This is a genomic window from Alkaliphilus sp. B6464, assembly GCF_018141165.1.
Taxonomy (GTDB): domain Bacteria; phylum Bacillota; class Clostridia; order Peptostreptococcales; family Natronincolaceae; genus Alkaliphilus_B.
Window position 1 is genome coordinate 527,640 of sequence record NZ_CP058557.1, and the last position, 20,149, is coordinate 547,788.

Sequence of the window (20,149 nt, forward strand, 5' to 3'; positions counted from 1 at the left end):
CTTGTACAGTTTTACCAATCTAATCCGTATATCTCTAGTTTTTTATATAATGCGGTTCTATGTATACCCAATGTTCTGGCAGCCAAAGTTTTATTGCCTCTGCTTTCCTCAATCGCCCTTTTAATAGCTTCTTTTTCCACTCTAGCAACTATGTTTTTTAAAAGTAAAGAATCTTCTTCACCATATTCATCTTCTTTAAAAGCCTTTTTATTTAAATATTCAGGTAGATGTTCTATTCTAATGATGTCATCCTTGCATAGTGTAGATGCTCTCTCAAGTACATTACGGAGTTCCCTTACATTACCAGGCCATGTATGGTTTTTGAGGGCTTCCTTAGTCTCAAATTCAAGTATTTTTTTAGGGACAGATAAATCCTCTGATAGACTATGCAATAGACTTTCGGCCAATATAGGAATATCCTCTATTCTATCTCTTAAAGGTGGTATCTCTATTTGTATTACATTCAGTCTATAGTATAAGTCCTGTCTAAACTTTCCTTCCTCTACAGCCTTTTCAAGATTCTCGTTAGTACAGGCAATTAACCTTATATCTATTTCAATTCTTGTATTTCCCCCTACCCGTTCAAATTCTCTAGTTTCAAGTACCCTTAGAAGTTTTGCTTGCATCTCCATTGGCATAGAACCTATTTCATCTAATAGTATTGTTCCGCCATTAGCAAGTTCAAATTTTCCGATCTTTCCTTCTCTTCTTGCCCCTGTAAAAGCTCCACCATCGTATCCAAATAGCTCTGACTCTAATAACTCTTTGGGAATAGCAGCACAGTTGATTGTAACAAATGGTCCATGCTTTCTTAAACTTGCTCTATGTACTCCATGAGCAAATAATTCCTTGCCTGTACCACTCTCACCTTGGATAAGCAAAGTTGAATTAGTTTCTGCTGCTCTCTTAGCAATCTCTTTTAAATATATCATCTTTTTATTTTGTGTAATAATATTATCGAAGGAGTATTTTGTTTTATGAAATCTTTTAATCTCTCCCTTATATTTATGTACTGTATCTTCTAACATTTCTAGTTTCTGTACTAAAGATTTTAACTCCTTAACATCCTTAAAAAGCACTGTTCCTGCTGCACCAATAATTTTACCATTCTGTATTATGGGCACTCTACTAGTTATCATATCTCTACCTTGTATTTTTTGAACCTCGAATAATTCTTTTTCGCCTGTTTTCGCTACAATATGTAGTCTAGTATTTTCTATTATATCTTCAACATTCTTATCCAGCACATCTTCTTCTTTAATCCCCATTAATTTTTCATAGTTCCACTTAACAATCTTTCCATCTATATCTACTATTGCCATTCCATAGTAAGCAGTGTCCAGCAGATCCTCTAGCATTTCCATGCTCTCTTTTAGCCTTTTTAGTTCTTCTGCAACATTCTTCTTCATAAAAACACCCCCTAATGACAATACTCTTTACTATATATTATCACGAACTAAGTAAAAAAATCTAATATTTAAATAATAAATTGGTAAAATGCTTGTACAACTAATTGAAAATTTTGGAACTGTTATGGAGGACAGTCAGTTAGATGATGCAGTAGTCAATGAGTTATGGGATCTACATAGAAAAGCTCAATATAGATGGGATTTCGTGTTTGTAGAAAATAGTACAGGCTTCCACAATACACCAAAGGCAAAAAAAGCTTTAAGTTAAGCAAGAAACTATGCTCAACAAGCCTTAGATAAGCTGGCAGAATTTCAATAAAAATCCTCTGATGTTATCCTATCAATAACTTTTATCAAGCTACTACTTCTTTAAAAAACTTCAGTTATTAGAAAATCTATATTTTCTTAAGTAACTACCACTATACATCACCTAGTAGTGGTAGTTACAATTAAAATTGCGTAAGGAAGTGAATAAATGAAATTATGGTTTAAAAAAATATTTGCTTTTTTAAGAACTATGAAATTTGGATTAATCCTACTAGGAATGTTATGTTTAGTATCTGTAGTAGGATCTGTTGTACCACAGGGTAGAGAAGAGGCATTTTATCTAAATAACTACCCACCATTATGGTCACAATTAATTATTACCTTTAAAGCCTACAATATTTATCACTCCAGTGGATTTATTGCGCTTTTTATTGCTCTAGCCCTTAACTTATTTTTATGTAGCACTGTTAGACTTAAAAATGTTATTAGCAAAATGAAAAAATTATCATTAGCTCCTAGTAAAACACAACTTAAAAATCCTGTTGAGTGTATAAATTGCCTTAATGCCGATAGTATTAAGGATATTTTTAAAAGTGAGGGTTTTAAAAATATAAAGTGTACAACATATGATTCCACAGAAATATACTATAGTAATAAGAATAAAATAGGCTACTTAGGATCATGGCTTATTCACATCGGTATACTTGTAATAATCGTATTTTATAGCTATGGACAGTATACATTTTTTGATACAGCTGTATTTGGTACACCAGGAACAAAGCAACAATTAGATGGCACTAATTATACAATGAATATCGAGGACTTTGAAATAATCTATAGAGATGATGGATCTGTTCAGCAATATATTACACAAGGCACCTTAACTGATAAAGATGGGACTAGTCTTGTATCTGGCGAAATATATGTAAACAACCCGATGAGATATGATGGTTATACTTTCTATCAACATAGCACTGGATGGGCCTCAGAAGTTAATGTCTTTAAAGATGGAGAAAATCTCGGGAGTGAAATAGTATATGATGGAACCGCTTATATAAATAATAAGGAATTTATAGTTATCCAAATGCACCACTTATATCCAGATTTTGTAGCAACTGAAACAGGATTTGCTTCTATATCTAATGATTTAAATAATCCTAAAATACTATACTCTCTACTTTATGGAGGGCAAAGAGTAGATATGAATCTAGTTTCTCCAGGCGAGGATGCGCATTGGCGGGATTTTACCTTTAATTTTAATAATCCAGAGCGTTATACATATTTATCAGTAAATAAAATGAGTGGGAAATTTGGAGCACTAATTGGTTCTATAGTAATAATGCTAGGGTTATTTTTAGCATTTTATATGAAACCAAAACAGCTTATAGTTGAAAGAAAAGCTGAAACTATTTATATATATGGAGATTATTCATCCGATAAGAAAAATAGCCTTAAAGGAAATTATCAAACAAAAAAAGATATTTCTATTTAGATAATAAAAAAGGAGAATTACTATGTTTGGAGAAAATCAAAGTTTTATTATTGCACTAATACTCTATAGCCTATCTACAATAGCATATTTTATTTTTTTTATTTTTATAAAGGAAAAATTAGGTAACTATGGAAGCATACTTGTTAAATTAGGATTAGCTTTTCATACTGTTTCTTTAGCAACTAGAACTGTACAAGCCAGCAGATTGCCTATTAGTAATCAGTATGAATTTGCTACAAGCTTTGCATGGGGAATTAGTTTGTTTTATCTCTTGTTTGAAAAAAAATATAGATATAAAATCTTAGGAGCCTTTGCCACCCCAATTATACTTATACTTATTTACTATGCAGCTATGCAATCTAAAGATATAAGGCCATTAATGCCAGCACTTCAAAGTAATTGGATTGTAATCCATGTTCTAACTGCCATATTTAGTTATGGTGCATTTGCAGTGGCCTGTGCAATTTCTATTATGTATGTTCTTCGAGATCATCTAAAAGAAGATACGTTTACACGGAAGCATATGCCAAGTCTAGATCTACTTGACGCCATGAGTTATAGATCTATCGCTGTAGGCTTTATAACTCTTACACTGGTAATTGTTACTGGCGCAATTTGGGCTGAGAAAGCTTGGGGTAGATATTGGCAATGGGACCCTAAGGAAACCTGGTCATTTATAACATGGGTGATTTATTCTATCTATCTGCATGTAAGATTAACTAAAGATTGGAAGGGCAAAAAAGCAGCTTGGTTTTCAATAATAGGTTTTGCTTCTATATTATTTACATATATAGGTGTTAATACTATTTTAGTTGGATACCACTCATATTCTTTTATGTTATTTCCCTTTTATTTTAATTAAAAATCAAATATAAGAAAGTTATAAAAACAACCTATTGGATATAATCCGCTAGGTTGTTTTTATGTGCTTTATATAAGCTATATTGTTAGCTAAAACGTTTTAACTTGTCTTGCATACATGGTCTTTGCAAAAATATAGTAAGATAATTGTAATACAAAGTAAATGGCTACAATAACAAATAAATACAGATATAGACTTTGCATTAAAAGATTACTTAATGCTTTAATTGCAAACAAAGCATGGATAACTGCTACAATAAATGGTAGGAAAAATACAAGTAATGTCTGGGTATTTATAATTTTTTTCATTTCTCCATCTGTCATACCTATTTTCTTTAAGGAAATAAACTCCTGCTTATCTTTTTGAATTTCATTAAATAATTTAAAGTATATAATACTTCCTGTTGCAATAAAGAACAATATAGCTATAAAAGCTCCAATAAATAGGAATAATGTTGTTTCTTCCATTACGGCATTATAATTTGTAATTCTTTCCTTAAAGTGTCTTGCCTCAATATCTTTTTCATCTATAAATTCAGCAATTTCATTCACTGTATTTGTTGATTGCTTCCAGTTTTTAAAATTATAACTGTAATATACTACTTTTTTATTTTCAGGAATAGATTTATTTAATTGACTATATGCTTCATCACTAACAACTATAACATTAGGTGTTTTATAATTCAAATTAATAACACCCTCATTTATCTCTTTAACTATATCATAAGATTCTACATTATCATTAACATTTAAGTTTAATGTGCTATCATCAATAAAGTTATCTTTTACATTTGATCCTATAGTCTTAGCTTTATATTTATAAACTAAGGCTTCTTTGCTATCTAAGTCAATATTCTTTTTCCTCTGCTGTTTGGCTAAAATATTAAAATCAGAATTAGACATAACATAAAAGGAATGTGCAGAATGATTTATATCATTATTTTTTGCGTCAAATAACACAATTTCATTTTTATATTTAACTTCTTCATTATTCTTTTTAGCAATCTCCTCTACTTTATCTAACTCAATTACATTATGAGATGTAATACCTTTTTCCAATATACTTATATCGTGAGGATTCTCACTTAAGAAGCCTGAAGCAAAGCTTTGTTGTAAAGAATAAACAGTTCCTGAGGCTGTCAATGCCACAGCTCCTGATACGGCTACAATAAATAAAACCTTAGCATTATCCTTTAATTTATATATGATCTGAGATAAGGTTATCATATTTACCCCATTGTAAAAGAGGCTATTGTTTTGCTTTAGCTTTTCAGTTATTAGTATACTAAACTGAGTAAATAATAAGTAGGTTCCTGCCACAGTTACAATAACAATAGGAATCATAGTTACTATAATTGCCATTCCTGAAAATACTGCCATTCCATAGCCTAAACCTATTAATAAAATTGATAATATAGCTTTAAAAATAGAAAACTTAGGAATTGGCTTTGGCACTCTTGCACCTTTTAATAACTCTATAATATTATTATTTTTAATTCTAAAGCTACTAATATAGTTAACTCCCTGAAATAATAAAAGAAAACTAAATATAGTAATAATTAGAGCTTTAATTGATACGATAAAAGGAATTTCTACATTTAATGCTATAATAGCACTTATTGCCATGAAGAATAGCTTTGAAAACAAAATACCAAAACCTAAACCCGTAGCAATAGATATTAATGACACTATCATATTTTCATATATAACATATCTTCGAACTTGAGATTTCGTCATACCGAACATAGATAAAAGCCCAAATTCCTTTTCCCTAGACTTTAAGAAACTAGAGCTTGAATAGGAGGTGAAGAAAATTGAAAATACAATTATTACAAATTCACATACTATTAGAGCATTAGTAGCTAAAGCGCCCTTTGTCCCCATATACTTTATGTCACTTACGGCAGGATTAAATATAAAGTTGGCAAAAATAAAGAATACCATAACTACTAATGTATTACTTAAATAATACATTACATATTTATGAAAGTTACCTTTCAGATTTTTGTAAGCAATACTACGCAATGTCATTATAGTTACCCCCTAACACTGAAAGAGAATCTAATATTTGCTTAAAAAATGCCTGTCTATTTGAACCCTTAACTATCTCTAAAAAGAACTTTCCATCTTTAATCATAATAATTCTGTCGCAAAAGCTTGCAGCAAATGGATCGTGGGTTACCATTGCGATAGTAGCTTTTTTAGTTTCATTTAATTTTCTTAAGGATTCCATAACGTCATTAGAAGCTTTTGAGTCTAAATTTCCTGTAGGCTCGTCAGCTAAAATAATAGAAGGATTATGAACTAATGCCCTTGCGCAAGCAGCCCTTTGTTGCTGTCCTCCTGATACCTCATAGGGTCTTTTTTCTAATATATCTACAATATTTAAAATTGAAGCTATATCCATTACTCTTTGATTAATCTCCTTAATCTTTAACTTATCCAACACTAAAGGAAGTATTATATTCTCCTTAATAGATAGTGTGTCTAATAGGTTAAAGTCTTGAAATATAAATCCTAACTCTCTTCTTCTAAATAAGGCTGACTCCTTTTCTCTTAACTTACTAGGATTAGTTCCATTAATAAACAATTCTCCAGATGAAGGAGTATCAATAGTTGCAAGAATATTTAAAAGTGTAGTTTTTCCACTACCGGAAGGTCCCATTACACCTACAAACTCCCCATCCTCTACAGACATATTAAATTTGTCTAATGCTTTAACAGTTAAACCACTCTTTTTATTTCCATAAACCTTAGTTAAGTTTTCTACCTTTAAGATTGACATAGTTTCTACCTCCGTTTTTTCTATAGTATAATAAAATATATTTTTAGATTATAAGGAACTTACACTCTCTTACTTTCTTCTTATATTATAAAAAAATAAGAGAAATCCTAGTATCGATTTCCCTTTCACAACTTATTATTATTCTTACAATTTTGAAAGAAACTTTTTAATAGTTGAAAGACTACATTTTAAATATACTTCCTCCACTATAAAATACTATAGAAAACTGTGTCCATTTTCCTTCCTCAGATTCTACAGTAATGCGATGGCCTAAATTAGAACATATTTTTTTAGCTAAATACATTCCCATACCCGTAGATTCTGAAAATTTCCTGCCATTTTCTCCTGTAAAAAACGGGTCAAAAACCCTTCTTAAATCATGCTGTGGAATACCTACACCCTCATCCATAATGGAAATAATATAACGATTATGTTCTTTCTTTGCTTTAATTATAATTGACTTATTATCCTTATTTATATCCTTTGAATATTTCATAGCATTATTTAAAATCTGATTAATAACAAATCGAAGCCATTTCCTATCGGTCTCAACTATTAATTCCTTTTCGCCTTCTAACTTAGGAAAAATATAATACCTAATTAATAGTCTTTTATTCTCATTAATAACCTCTCGAACTATATTTAAAACATCAACCTGTTCTACTTTAAAATCTAAATTAAACTGGCTTAATCTAGTGTTATACAGCATCATTTCAAGGCCCTGAGAGAGCTTTTGGTTTTCTTCCTCTATACTTTGTAAAGCTTCATTAAAATTCTTAGTATTTTTATCTTGTAGAAGTAAATTAATAACGGATACTGGAGTTTTCATTTGATGCACCCACTGATTCGTAAAATATATATACTGTCTTTGGTTCTCCTCATACTTATCCAGATAGTCTTTATAGTATTTATAATTACTCAACAAAATATCCCTATATATCAAATGTTCTCTACTACGTATTTCGCCTATTCCTAGCATATTTTCTATTCCATTACTAGAACTTTTAATGTTGTTTAAGCTCTTATAAAATGGTCGCTTTCTACTATAATCAATTATAAGAAAAAGTATCAAAAATACGGTAGATAAAATAAACGCATAACTAATATTCTCTATTGGATAATGACCCAAGGAAATTGTTAAACTTAAATGCATAACTAAAATAACAACAATAATGTTTATATAAAAGAACAAAATATATAATAGTTTATCCATTAAATATTTTTTAAAGTTCACCTACACACCTGCTTTCGAGAGCTTTCTATTAAATATCCCAATTAACTGTAATGGAATAACCCTGCCCCCTTTTTGTCTCTATAGCATTCCTAATTCCTAGTTCCTCTAATCTTTTTCTAACCCTAGTAATGTTAACAGATAAAGTATTATCATCAACAAAATCTACATCATCCCATAATATTTCTAAAAGTTCATCCCTTGAAATAATAGTATTAGGCTTCTTAAGCAAAGAATGTATTAAAAGAAATTCCTTTTTACTTAGCTCTATTTTAATCTCATTAAACTCTAAGGTGTTTTGATTAATGTTTAGATACAAGCCTTTTACTTCATATACCTCACTATTATTGTTCTCCGAATATTCCCCATAAACTCGTCTTAATGCACTTTTAATTTTTGCAATTAAGACATCATAGGAAAATGGCTTTGTAATATAGTCATCTCCGCCATTTTCAATTGCCATAACTTGATCCATATCAGAACTTCTTGCAGATATAAATATAATAGGTGCCTTAGAAATAGTTCTAATATCTCTACACCAATAAAAACCATCATAAAATGGAAGGTTAATATCCATTAAAACAATATGGGGATTATGTTTTATAAACTCACTCTTAATATTAGAATAATCTTCAACTATATATGCCTTGTAGCCATATCTCTCTACATGACTTTGAATTAAACTAGCTATCTTTTTGTCATCTTCTACTATCATAACATGATACATAGTCTATCTCACAACCTTAACCTTACTAATATTTTTACTATTTAACTTCGACATATTTAACGCTATTACTACACCATTTAACATATTTTTGAAAATCGTCATAGCTTATAGTTACACTGGCAGTATTAATATTGGGATGAAATGTAATCTTTTCCCTTGTGGATAGATCCTTATCAATTAATAATTCTACTTCTTTATTTTCATCATTAATTAGTCCGAATGGTCAAACTGAACCTGGTTCAAGCCCTAAATATTTTTCCATTCTCTCTGGAGATGCAAAGCTTAATCTTGTGCTTTCAATCTGCTTCGCTAAATCTTTAGTGCTTGACTTTTTATGACTTTCAATTACAACTAAATAGTGTTTATCTCCCTTAGAATTACGTAAAAATAAGTTTTTACAATGGGCAATATTATCACCCTTTATATCGTATTCTTCTATTTCTGCAATAGTACTTACGGCCGGATGTGTATATCTATCATAAGGAATGTTTAACATATCTAAAGTTTCATATACCTTTTTTTCTTTTGTATCCATAATTATTTACCTCCTAAACAAATCTGTTCTATTAATTGCTTTTTCCTAATTTATAATCCTTCTTGAAGTAAGTCGCATATCTCCAAACCCACTCTAAAGGCCCCGTACTATGCTTAGAAAGCCACCACTTACTAAACTTAATCTGTATTATATAAAACAGTGGACAGTATAAAACACTTACCCATAGTGGAATTATTGCCGTGTTTTTAAATAATATAGAAAAAATAACAGCAGTAGAAATAGTTTGCCCTATATAGTTTGTTAATGCCATTTTACCAACATAGCTAAACGGTTTCAACATATTTTGACATTTCTCTTTTCTAAGAAGCAATAATATTGTGGAAATATAGAAGATAGCCATTGTCTTGCCACTTAACCAAACGAAGAAATACGAACTTTGAAGCTGATAGTCTGTTGAATTTAAATATAGATTAACCATTGGTATAAATAATACAAATGATAATATCAATGAAAATACAGAAAGACCCACTTCAAATGAGTCTTTCTTCATTAAATATTATACTCTAAACTTAGAAATGGATTCCAATAAACCTTCTGCACCTTTTTTTATATCCCAAATTTGATTAACAATTTCATTTGATCTATGCATAACATCAGAGTTTCTTTGGGCAATATTGGTGGTACCTTCTGCACCTTCATTAGTAGCCATAGTTACCTCATTAATAGCTGTCAACATAGATTGGATAGATAGTAAGAAATGTTCTGCTGTCACATCAAAGTTATATAATAATTCTTCAATATAGGCAGCATCTTTACTATATTGTTCTCCTGTTTCTGCTAAAACTCCATAGTCTTTAATAACCTGTTCGTCCATAAACTCTAATATTTGCTTTGAGCTTTCTACTAGATTATCAACAGCAGTTAAAACTACATCTGTAGTATCTTGAATCTCTGTAACGGCTTTTTCAGAGTCTTCTGCAAGCTTTCTAATTTCATCAGCTACTACTGCAAATCCTTTTCCAGCCTCTCCAGCTCTAGCTGCTTCAATAGCTGCATTTAATGCTAAAAGATTAGTTTGTGATGTTATCATTAAAATAGCATCCGAAAGCACTCTTATTTCATCAATGGCTCTAGAATCCGAAATAGCTTTTAGTAGTTTTTCCTGTGTGCCTACATACATATCATTTGCTGTTTTGGAAGAAGTTATAGCATTTTGCTTTAGCTCATTGGCCCTATTACTTATTTCCTTAGCAGATATAAGTCCATCTTCTACTTGTCTTGTCATAGTTTGTATAGCATTTTCAATCTCCATAGAAGTTGCGCTCATCTCCTCCATGGATGCAGCTGTCTGCTCCATACCTGCTGAGATTTGCTCTGTTGTAGCAGATACTTCTTCGATACTTCCATTTAATTCGTAAATATTTTTTTCTGCATTGTTAAACACATCTATAATATTGTTTGTTTCATCTACTACTTTTGTAATAACATTTCGTTGAGATTCTATCATTTGATTAAAGCCACTTGCTAATTTGCTAATCTCATCATTTGAAAATGTTTTAGCCCTAACTGTTAAATCTCCTTCTTTAGCCTTTTCGTAGGATTCTAAAAGAGTAGGTATTTGTTTTAAAATATTTTTTGTTAATACATAAAGCATAATCGATAATATAATAATAGCGGAAAACATAGAAATAATAAAAATATTACGGAATGATATTAGACTTCCCTCTGCTTCTTTAACTGGTACTACAAGAATAGCACCCCACTTACTATTGCCTACTGGTGTGTAAGATATGTAAGTTTCCTCTCCGTCTATAATAAATTTATCCACATAAGGATTTCCCGCTGAAACAACTTCTGAAACATTCTCCCATCCGTTTTCTAAATCATTAATATCTTTCTCCAGTATCATATCTTTATTATTATGATAAACAAATCTTGACTGACTATCTAACAATATGGCATGTCCACTTTCGTTATAAGTAAAACTGCTTAAAATTTGTGAAATTCTATCTAGAGTGATATCTACCCCTGCAACAGCAATAATCTTTCCATCTTTACTATATATAGGAGTGCTTACAGTAAGAACCAATTCTCCAGTTATAGCATCTATATATGGATCAGTAATAACAGTATTATTACTTGCAATTGCTTGTTTATACCAATCCCTATCCTTAGTACTATAGTCTGATGCTGTTTTAAATTCATCATAGGTAATTAAATGATTAATCTTTCCAACCCCAACATAAACATTCAATAAATCCTCATTGCTATCCTTTATGAGTTTTAATGTGTTAACAAGACTTCTATACCCATCAACTGTATAAATAGTGTCTTCATTCATGTCTTGCTCCAAGAAATCTTTTATGTAATGGTTCATATTCAATTGATGAATATTTTTTTCTGCCGTAGATAGAACATCTACGGTTCTAACCGCAATATTTTCTCTAGCATACCCTAACTCATTTTTAATATGATTTACTAAAATATTTTCTGTATTAGTATAAATAACTCCAGAAACAACTGAAAAGGCTAAGCTAACAGTAAGTATAACAACTAAAAATATCTTTGTCCTAATACTCATTTTCATATCCGTCATTTTCTCAACCACCTTCTCTTTTATTTATGTTAGAATATTAATAATATTTCTTTATTATATCATCTTTAGGGGCAAAAAAATAGACATTTTGGCTTAAATTGGCATAGGAGGTCAAGAAGCTTTTTATCCTGTATTGTGATTTTAGAACTTATTTTTGGGATATATATTATATTAGGTAGAGAGGAGAGAGTGTAATTATGAAAATTCAATTTTTAGGAGCTGCAAAGGTTGTTACTGGATCTAGTATATTAATTACATCAAATAAGTATAATATTTTATTAGACTGTGGATTATTTCAAGGAAGTGAGGATTTAGAAACTTTAAATAAGGATGATTTTCCATTTAATCCATCTGAAATAGACTTCCTGCTTCTAAGTCATTCCCATATAGATCATAGTGGGAGGACCCCAAAGCTTGTTAAAGAAGGCTTTAGGGGAAAAATCCTCTGTACTAAAGCAACCAAAGACCTTTGTGAAATTATGCTAGTAGATAGTGCACATATTCAAGAAAGTGATACAGAGTGGGAAAATCGCAAAGCAAAAAGATCTGGTAAGCCACCAGTTAAGCCCTTATATACTATCGAAGATGCTCTTTTAAGCCTTCGCTATTTTGAATCTGCCCTATATGATCAAAAAATAAAATTAAATGAAGAAATATCTATACGCTTCCGTGATGCAGGGCATATATTAGGATCTTCAATAATTGAAATATGGATTGAGGAAGATAAAGATACTGTGAAAATAGTATTCTCAGGAGATTTAGGTATGAAAAATAAGCCTCTTATTCGTGATCCACAAATAGTTGAAGATGCAGACTACCTTATTTTAGAATCTACCTACGGTAATAGGGTTCATGAAAATGTGGAAAAGCGAATGGAAAAGCTTACGGATATTATAAATAAAACAGTATTAAGGGGAGGAACAGTGCTCATCCCTTCATTTGCTGTTGGACGAACTCAAGAATTAATTTATGAACTAAAACAATATTATGAAAATAACAATGATCTAGATACATTTATGAAAGTTCCCATATATATAGATAGTCCTATGGCTATTTCTGCCACTCAAATTTTTAAAAAGAATTCCTATTCTTTTGATGAAAAAGCTAAAGATATTATTTTAAGTGGCAATAATCCATTAGACTTTGAAAACCTTTACTTTGTTAGGGATCATAAGGAATCCATGGCTTTAAACAATTCAGATTTTCCTAAAGTTATCATATCCGCTAGTGGAATGTGTACAGCTGGTAGAATACGCCATCATCTAAAGCATAATTTATGGAAAGCTAAAAATAGTGTTGTATTTGTCGGTTATCAGGCAAATGGAACATTAGGACGTATTTTAAAAGATGGTGCTAAGTCTGTAAAACTACTAGGAGAGACAATAGCTGTGCTATCTGAGATATACAGCGTTGAAGGCTTTTCTGGTCATATAGATCAGCCTGGAATTTTAGAATGGCTACGAGGTTTTAAGAAAAAACCTAAAAAAGTATTTTTAGTCCATGGTGAAGAAGATTCATTAAATACACTTTCAAAACTTATTGAAGAAAAGCTAGATATGTCTACTACAATTCCTAATATGGGATATATGTTCCAAATAGAAAACGAAGTGCTAAAAGCTTACTCTGGTGAGGTATTAGAACCGATTAAAAGAAAGGAAAATATTAAAAAGGAACTACAAGAAGTCTACGACCAATTTGAGAATCTCTCTTCCCAAACTAATAAATTTATAAATGATAGCTTATTAGAAAAAGAATATGATACATTGAAGAATAAGCTCATAGATCTTCAAAGAGAACTTTTAGACTTAGGTATGATACTAGGCAGTAGAAAGTAATAAATATATGCTAAAGTAATGTAAACAATCTGTATTAAACAAAATAATGCTCTTATCTGGCAAAATTATAAATAATAAGCCACATAAGAGCATTTTTGATTGTTATATTAACTAATGATATTTTAAGAATCATTTCTGATTAATTATATACATTAAGATAAATATATTTAAAAAATCATAGCTCCTAAAATACCTGCGATTAGTAATGGTATATTGTAGTGAATAAAAGTCGGCACACATGTATCCCAAATGTGATCGTGCTTACCATCCACATTTAATCCTGCAGTTGGTCCTAGAGTACTGTCAGAAGCTGGCGATCCTGCATCACCTAATGCAGCAGCAGTACCAATTAATATAATAGTTGCAGGTATACTAAATCCTATTATAGATGCTAAGGGAACATAAATGGCAGCAATTATTGGAATAGTACCAAATGAGGTTCCAATACCTATTGTTATAATAAGCCCAACTAAAACCATTATGGATGCAGCTATTAGCTTACTTCCTCCCATAAGACCTGCGGCACCTTCTACTAAAGCTTGGACTCCTCCAGTTTCTCTTAGTACTGCGCCATAACCAGAAGCAGCAAGCATAACAAATGCAATAAATCCCATCATACCTATGCCGCTATTAATTATGCTATCAATATCCTTCCATCTAATAGCTCCAAATATAACCATAATCGCTAGACTTACAATAGCACCTAGAGGTAGTGATTCAAATTTTATTTGAATCACTAGAGCTGATACTGCTCCAATTAGTGAAACCCAATGAGTTCTATTCATTTTAATTATAACTTCTGTTTCCTTACTTGTACCCTTATCAACTTCTCCTTCCAAGTCTACATATTCTCTAGGCTTTCTGTAGGTAAATAGAATTGCTATTAATAAGCCTATTACCATAGAAAGTCCTGGTAACCACATTACTCTCCATATATCGCCAGTAACTACCGGCATTCCATTTGCAATCATCTCATCTCTTATAATGTTATGAAACATAAGTCCAAAACCAACTGGGAGTGCTACATATGGAGCCTTTAACCCAAATGTTAATGCACATGCAACAGCTCTTCTATCTATTTTTAGCTTATTCATTACCATAATCAATGGAGGTATTAATATTGGTATAAATGCAATGTGTACAGGAATAAGGTTTTGCGAGAATATACTTACTATTGCGATAATTCCTACTAAGATAATTCCTTTTCCCTTAACCCAGCCAGAAATTTTCTTTGCTAATATTTCTGCAACACCAGTAGTATGAATAGCGGCAGCCAAAGCTCCTAACAGAATATAACTCAGAGCTGTTTCTGAATTCCCCCCCATACCACCTATTAAAACTTTCATAGTGTCAGCAATAGGCATCCCTGCTGCTAACCCACCTACTAAAGCTGCTATTAGTAGAGAAAGTATTACGTTTAACTTTAGTAAACATAAAATTGACATAACAAGAACAGATAAAATAACTGGGTTTGTTAACATTTTCTCCTCCTCCTTATTACTTTTTGATATAATTACTAATACATGCTTTTATGGTGTATTTATTCACATCCTTTCATTAATATTCTAAACTGAAATGTTTAACTATGGCAAAATAAACATTACGCCCTACTGATAATGCATAATTAGTTATAGTTTGAATTTTATTATAATATACATATTAACAATAGTCTATATACCAAATTCTAGATTTATCTTGGTCAAAAGGATAATTTTATAATTTATATTATGTGCAATTAACATTTTAAATTACTACCTTATTTTTTTAAAGCAGTAATATAAGAAATCATACTTACTTAAATTATAAAAAATAAAATAGAGATCTACACCTTATAGTGTAGATCTCTATTTTGAGCTTTAAAGGTAGCATTGTATTTACAATTTTACTTCACCTTTTCTATTAACTTACCAATATCTCTATTAATTTCTTCAACATTCAGATCCTCAATAACTGAATCTTCCAGCCCATACTTTTCCTTTAGTTTTAATATTTTATATACACTTTCATCTATTCTATCTATTGAAATAACACCAATATCGATCCCTGCCTTTATTGCATTAAACACAGTTACCGCTTTTTCGTAATTATGACCTACTAGAATTATGTCTGTCCCTGCTTTAATAGATCTAACAGCTGCATCACCTATGTTATAATTCTTTTCTATAGCCCCCATCGTCATATCATCTGTAATAACTACACCTTCAAATTTTAACTTATCCCTTAATATGTCGTTAATAACCATACTAGACATAGAAGCAGGGTACTCGGGATCTATCTGGGACATAAGAATATGAGATACCATAACCACATCTGCTCCATTATCTATAGTGTGTTTAAATGGTACAATCTCAAAATCCATTATTCTTTTTAAATCATGATCTACAACTGGTAGTCCAATATGTGAATCAACACTAGTATCTCCATGCCCTGGAAAATGCTTAATTACAGGTATTACACCTTCCTCATTAATTCCCTTAAACATTTCAAATCCCATAGTTGAAACAACTTCTATTGTACCTCCAAAGGATCTATTCCCTATTACAGGATTTAATGGATTACTATCTATATCTAATACAGGTGCAAAATTCATATTATATCCAAACTTTTTTACTGTCTGCCCTAATAATCTACCAGCTTCAAAGGCTAAACTACTATCCTTTGTTTTACCTATGCTTCTTGCTGTAGGAAGTTTTTTAACCTCATTAGGATTTCTGCTGACAGATCCACCTTCCTCATCTACTGAAATAAACAAAGGCGCTTTATTAGAAGAATTGCTACTTTTTAAAGAGTTTATTAAAGATAATAGCTGATTGCTATCCTTCACATTTTTCCTATACAATATTATTCCACCTACATGGTAAGATTGTATAAGTTCCTTTATATTATCATTTACATCATAGCCATCCATACCTACTAAAACTAATTGTCCAATTTTTTCGTCTAATGTCATTTCTTCTATTCGCAATCCTACTTGATCTATAGGCTCTTCTTTCTCTTGATTATGGCTTTCCATTATTTTCTCTTCCTCTTCATTATTTTCTTCTACTTGCTTTGGATTATCGTTATTTCCAGCTTCTATTGGTGTGTTTATACTGGTGCAACCAATTGATAAAACTATTGTCATCGCAAGTACAGATGTCAGAACAGCTTTTTTATTAATCATTTTTATCCCCTCTAATTCAAGTATCGTGTAGTCTTTCATAAATATTTATCCGATGACTTTGCGTTCTGTCGGAGTAAAAACTCCTCTGAACTGATTCTTAGTTTATAGCTAACTAATTTACTGTTAATAATATTGACGATAAATGGTAAAAATAAGTTTTTTTATTGCATTATATCAGAACACCCTATTATACTTACAATACACTAAAAATTCAAATAAAAAATTAAAATTTCATTAAGAAATTTACTATTAATAATGATAAAAAACGCCCTCAGATTTATCCTTATCCATAAAATTGGCAAAGGTAAATCTAAGGGCTTTAAAATATTAAGCTACAGTTTTGAAATTTCATAGAAGGTTTCTAGGGCTAAAATAATCTCGTTTTCCTCACCCTTCATTTCCTCACTACCTTCATCAACTAAATTATTAATACTATCCTTAGTACTTTCCTCAAATAACACAACATTGTTCAATATACTTGCGACCTTAATACCTCTTAAATTTCCTAGGGTAAATAGGGTTGCAGTTTCCATATCTGACCCTAATACTTGTTTCCTACTCCAATATTTCGATAGTTCCTCACAATCATCTATGTAAAAGGAATCATGACTTCTAACTATTCCACTATGAAACTTATAATTCAATTCCTTTGCCTTCTTCACCATAATGCTGATTAATTCTAAGTCACAGGATGCAGGATAAGTAGATTCAACATACATTTTAGATGCTCCTTCATCCCTAACAGCAGATATAGGAATAATAAGATCCCCAATATTAATATTCCTTTGAAGAGCTCCACAGCTTCCAACTCTAATTATATATTTAGCTCCTATAGCACAATGCTCCTCTATAGCAATAGCTGCAGAAGCCCCACCTATTCCCGTTGATGTGGCAGTAACTTTTACTCCCCTATAATATCCGGTTATAGTCTTAAACTCTCTATTGTAGCTAACTTCTCTTACTTCTTCTAGAAAAGTAGCTATTTTGTCTACTCTTTTAGGATCTCCTGGCATAATGACCATAGTTGAAACATCTTCTTTACTGCATCGTATATGAGGTTGTAACATATCATTCATCTCCCTTAATACTTTTTAAATATAATTCAGGCAATACTTCCAATAGGCTAGGATTAATAAATAAAGATTGGGATATTTTTTCTAAAGTACATCCTCCATCAAACCATAATGCACTATCTGCCATTAAATCGCTAGAATTATCACTTACAATCCAATATCCTAACAATTCATTATCACGGTATATCAACTTAGCAAAACCATCTAACTCTTTGGCATAACCCCTATATAAATTTCTTAAATTAACCTTTGAAACCTTATAATCTTCAGTTTTTAAATCATTTTCATTTTTTCCTATACCAGATATTTCCTGTAGAGTAAATATACTTCTAGGAAGTGAGCTATAGTTTTTATTAATTTCTTTTCCTGTACATAGATATTTTGCTAAAGATAGCCCTTGATTATATGCAACATGGGCCATACCTAGCATACCATTAACATCGCCAATAGCATAAATATTTTCTACAGAAGTTTTTAAGTTATTGTCTACATGGATTTTATTTTCATCACAGATTATCGCTAAATCCTCTAGACCGTTTATCTTATTTAGCTTTCTAATGGAAGTGTATAATAAATAATCTGCTTTTATAATATTCCCTTTAGCAGTTATAGCCTTTATCTTATCTCCATCTTCCAAAGCGTCTGTAATATCATCTTCACAGTAAAAATTAACATTTTTAGTTCTAAGTCTTTCTACCAAGCTATTCTTTAAGTCTGTATCTGAATCCTGTAGAATATCTACTTCACGAAAGACCATATCTATCTTTACCCCGTAGGAAGAATATATATCTGCAATTTCTACAGCTTCTACCCCGCCACCTACTATTAATAATTCTTGAGGTAAATTTTCTAGATCTATTAATTCCTTATGACTAATTGCTCTTTTACAATTTTTAAGTACAACTGGAGATGTACCTGTGGCGAGTACAAAAATTTCAGAAAGCAAATGTTCTTCTCCTACTTTAAATGTATTTCTATCTAAAAATTCACCATCTCCAAAATATAAATCTATTCCTTCTAATTCATCCTCTATACAGGCTTGCAGACCTAATATTTTTTCGCGACCTCTTTTATATACATCATTTAAATTAATATTTAAATCTACTCCATAGGATTTTACAACTTTTTTACTCTTTAAAAAGTCTAATAAATTATCTTTATGTACCTTTACAGGCAGACAACCTGTAGAAATAGCTGTCCCACCTAATCTTGATTTTTCCACTATAGCGATCTTTTTCCCATATTTGTTATAAGTTCTTGCAAAGGTTATTCCTGCTATTCCCGATCCTATTACTACTGCATCATACTTCACTGCTTTTTCTCCTTTGGAATGTTTTTTGAGATACTATAAATAATACAACAATTGTCGCTATATATGGGATCATTTGAGTAAATTGTGACGGTATTCCAACACTTTGAAGTCTAATGCCAAGAGCATCAAAAAATCCAAACAATAGGGCTGCAAAAAAAGCTTTTATTGGATGAGAAGAACCAAATATAATAACAGAAAGTGCTATAAAGCCTTTGTTAGCACTCATGTTTTCAGTAAATAGGGTCAAATATCCAAGAGATAAATGGGCTCCAGCAAATCCGCAAAGTATTCCACAGAGTATAGAACTAATATATTTCATTTTCTTAGGGCTAACTCCTGCTGTCTCTAAAGCCGCTGGGCTTTCACCAGATGCTCTAAGCCAATATCCCATAGGTGTCTTAAATAAAAATATGTAAACTAATATTACTAATATCCAGCTTATATAAACGAAAATTGAGTGATTATTAAATATTGCATCTAAAACCGGAAACTTTGCTAAAAAACCTATGTTTATGTCTGGTAGTGGAATAATATCTGGAGATGAAAATGCTCCCTTTACACCAAAAATTGTTCTAAGTAAAAATACAGTAAGGCCAGCACCTAATATATTAATAGCAACCCCTATAACAAACTCGTCAGATTTTAGCTCTATAACAAATATACCAAATAAAAGCCCTATTAAAATTCCTGAAATAACCGCTAAGCCTACTCCCATTGCAGAACTGGCAAAGAAATAACTCCCAACAACAGCAAAGAAGGCACCAAGAAGAATCATTCCTTCCATCCCTATATTTAAAATACCAGACTGCATGGTTAATAGCCCTCCCAATGCGGCTAATATAAGTGGTGTAGCCGTCCTTATCATGTTTTGCAATAAAGATAAGTTAAAAATATCTTTCATA

General features: G+C 31.1%; 16 protein-coding genes and 1 pseudogene. 4 read left to right on the top strand and 13 right to left on the bottom strand.

The genetic code is table 11. The features are described from left to right. Positions 1 to 11: 11 nt before the first annotated feature. Positions 12 to 1,409, bottom strand: coding sequence for a sigma-54 interaction domain-containing protein (locus tag HYG84_RS02405; RefSeq protein WP_212380488.1), 1,398 nt, complete (start codon positions 1,407 to 1,409; stop codon positions 12 to 14). A gap of 88 nt (positions 1,410 to 1,497) precedes the next feature. Between HYG84_RS02405 and HYG84_RS02410 the strand changes: the two genes are divergently transcribed. From HYG84_RS02410 to ccsB, 3 genes are all read left to right on the top strand, one after another. Then, positions 1,498 to 1,677, top strand: coding sequence for an ammonia-forming cytochrome c nitrite reductase subunit c552 (locus HYG84_RS02410; protein ID WP_212380490.1), 180 nt, complete (start codon positions 1,498 to 1,500; stop codon positions 1,675 to 1,677). A 207-nt stretch (positions 1,678 to 1,884) separates the two neighbouring features. Then, on the top strand, positions 1,885 to 3,168 hold the full coding sequence (locus HYG84_RS02415) for a cytochrome c biogenesis protein ResB (protein ID WP_212380492.1): 1,284 nt from the start codon (positions 1,885 to 1,887) through the stop codon (positions 3,166 to 3,168). Between the two features lie 22 nt (positions 3,169 to 3,190). After that, a complete protein-coding gene (ccsB, locus tag HYG84_RS02420; protein ID WP_212380495.1) occupies positions 3,191 to 4,030 on the top strand; it encodes a c-type cytochrome biogenesis protein CcsB in 840 nt (279 codons plus the stop codon). An 89-nt stretch (positions 4,031 to 4,119) separates the two neighbouring features. Here ccsB and HYG84_RS02425 read toward each other — a convergent pair whose 3' ends face one another. The 7 genes and pseudogenes from HYG84_RS02425 to HYG84_RS02455 all read right to left on the bottom strand — a co-directional run bounded on the left by HYG84_RS02425 (position 4,120) and on the right by HYG84_RS02455 (position 11,864). Further along, positions 4,120 to 6,060 (bottom strand): ABC transporter permease, encoded by a 1,941-nt coding sequence (locus HYG84_RS02425; RefSeq protein ID WP_212380496.1) that lies wholly within the window; start codon positions 6,058 to 6,060, stop codon positions 4,120 to 4,122. After that, complete coding sequence (locus HYG84_RS02430; protein ID WP_212380498.1) at positions 6,047 to 6,814, bottom strand: ABC transporter ATP-binding protein; 768 nt, start codon at positions 6,812 to 6,814, stop codon at positions 6,047 to 6,049. The genes HYG84_RS02425 and HYG84_RS02430 overlap by 14 nt, the downstream gene beginning before the upstream one ends. A gap of 181 nt (positions 6,815 to 6,995) precedes the next feature. Further along, positions 6,996 to 8,048 carry a sensor histidine kinase gene (locus HYG84_RS02435; RefSeq protein ID WP_212380500.1) on the bottom strand — a complete coding sequence of 351 codons (1,053 nt, stop codon included), beginning with the start codon at positions 8,046 to 8,048 and terminating at the stop codon, positions 6,996 to 6,998. Positions 8,049 to 8,076: 28 nt separating this feature from the next. Further along, positions 8,077 to 8,760, bottom strand: coding sequence for a response regulator transcription factor (locus HYG84_RS02440; protein WP_330655555.1), 684 nt, complete (start codon positions 8,758 to 8,760; stop codon positions 8,077 to 8,079). A 49-nt stretch (positions 8,761 to 8,809) separates the two neighbouring features. Further along, a pseudogene (locus tag HYG84_RS02445) lies at positions 8,810 to 9,307 on the bottom strand (prolyl-tRNA synthetase associated domain-containing protein). A gap of 31 nt (positions 9,308 to 9,338) precedes the next feature. After that, on the bottom strand, positions 9,339 to 9,818 hold the full coding sequence (locus HYG84_RS02450) for a DUF418 domain-containing protein (protein ID WP_212380504.1): 480 nt from the start codon (positions 9,816 to 9,818) through the stop codon (positions 9,339 to 9,341). Between the two features lie 6 nt (positions 9,819 to 9,824). Beyond that, positions 9,825 to 11,864 (bottom strand): methyl-accepting chemotaxis protein, encoded by a 2,040-nt coding sequence (locus HYG84_RS02455; RefSeq protein WP_212380506.1) that lies wholly within the window; start codon positions 11,862 to 11,864, stop codon positions 9,825 to 9,827. Positions 11,865 to 12,061: 197 nt separating this feature from the next. Between HYG84_RS02455 and HYG84_RS02460 the strand changes: the two genes are divergently transcribed. Continuing rightward, a complete protein-coding gene (locus tag HYG84_RS02460) occupies positions 12,062 to 13,699 on the top strand; it encodes an MBL fold metallo-hydrolase RNA specificity domain-containing protein (RefSeq protein WP_212380508.1) in 1,638 nt (545 codons plus the stop codon). Positions 13,700 to 13,866: 167 nt separating this feature from the next. Here the strand turns inward: HYG84_RS02460 and HYG84_RS02465 are convergent, their stop codons facing one another. The 5 genes from HYG84_RS02465 to HYG84_RS02485 form a co-directional block, all read right to left on the bottom strand. Beyond that, the gene (locus HYG84_RS02465; protein ID WP_212380510.1) at positions 13,867 to 15,180 is read right to left on the bottom strand and encodes a Na+/H+ antiporter family protein; all 1,314 of its coding nucleotides are present in this window, start codon (positions 15,178 to 15,180) and stop codon (positions 13,867 to 13,869) included. A 401-nt stretch (positions 15,181 to 15,581) separates the two neighbouring features. Next, positions 15,582 to 16,862: a beta-N-acetylhexosaminidase gene (nagZ, locus tag HYG84_RS02470; protein ID WP_212380512.1), complete on the bottom strand. Its 1,281-nt coding sequence runs from the start codon at positions 16,860 to 16,862 to the stop codon at positions 15,582 to 15,584. A 332-nt stretch (positions 16,863 to 17,194) separates the two neighbouring features. Further along, the gene (locus HYG84_RS02475; protein WP_212380514.1) at positions 17,195 to 17,929 is read right to left on the bottom strand and encodes a nucleoside phosphorylase; all 735 of its coding nucleotides are present in this window, start codon (positions 17,927 to 17,929) and stop codon (positions 17,195 to 17,197) included. 1 nt (position 17,930) lies between these two features. Further along, complete coding sequence (locus HYG84_RS02480; protein WP_212380516.1) at positions 17,931 to 19,247, bottom strand: FAD-dependent oxidoreductase; 1,317 nt, start codon at positions 19,245 to 19,247, stop codon at positions 17,931 to 17,933. Beyond that, positions 19,237 to 20,148 (bottom strand): ABC transporter permease, encoded by a 912-nt coding sequence (locus HYG84_RS02485; RefSeq protein WP_212380518.1) that lies wholly within the window; start codon positions 20,146 to 20,148, stop codon positions 19,237 to 19,239. The genes HYG84_RS02480 and HYG84_RS02485 overlap by 11 nt, the downstream gene beginning before the upstream one ends. Position 20,149 lies beyond the last annotated feature (1 nt).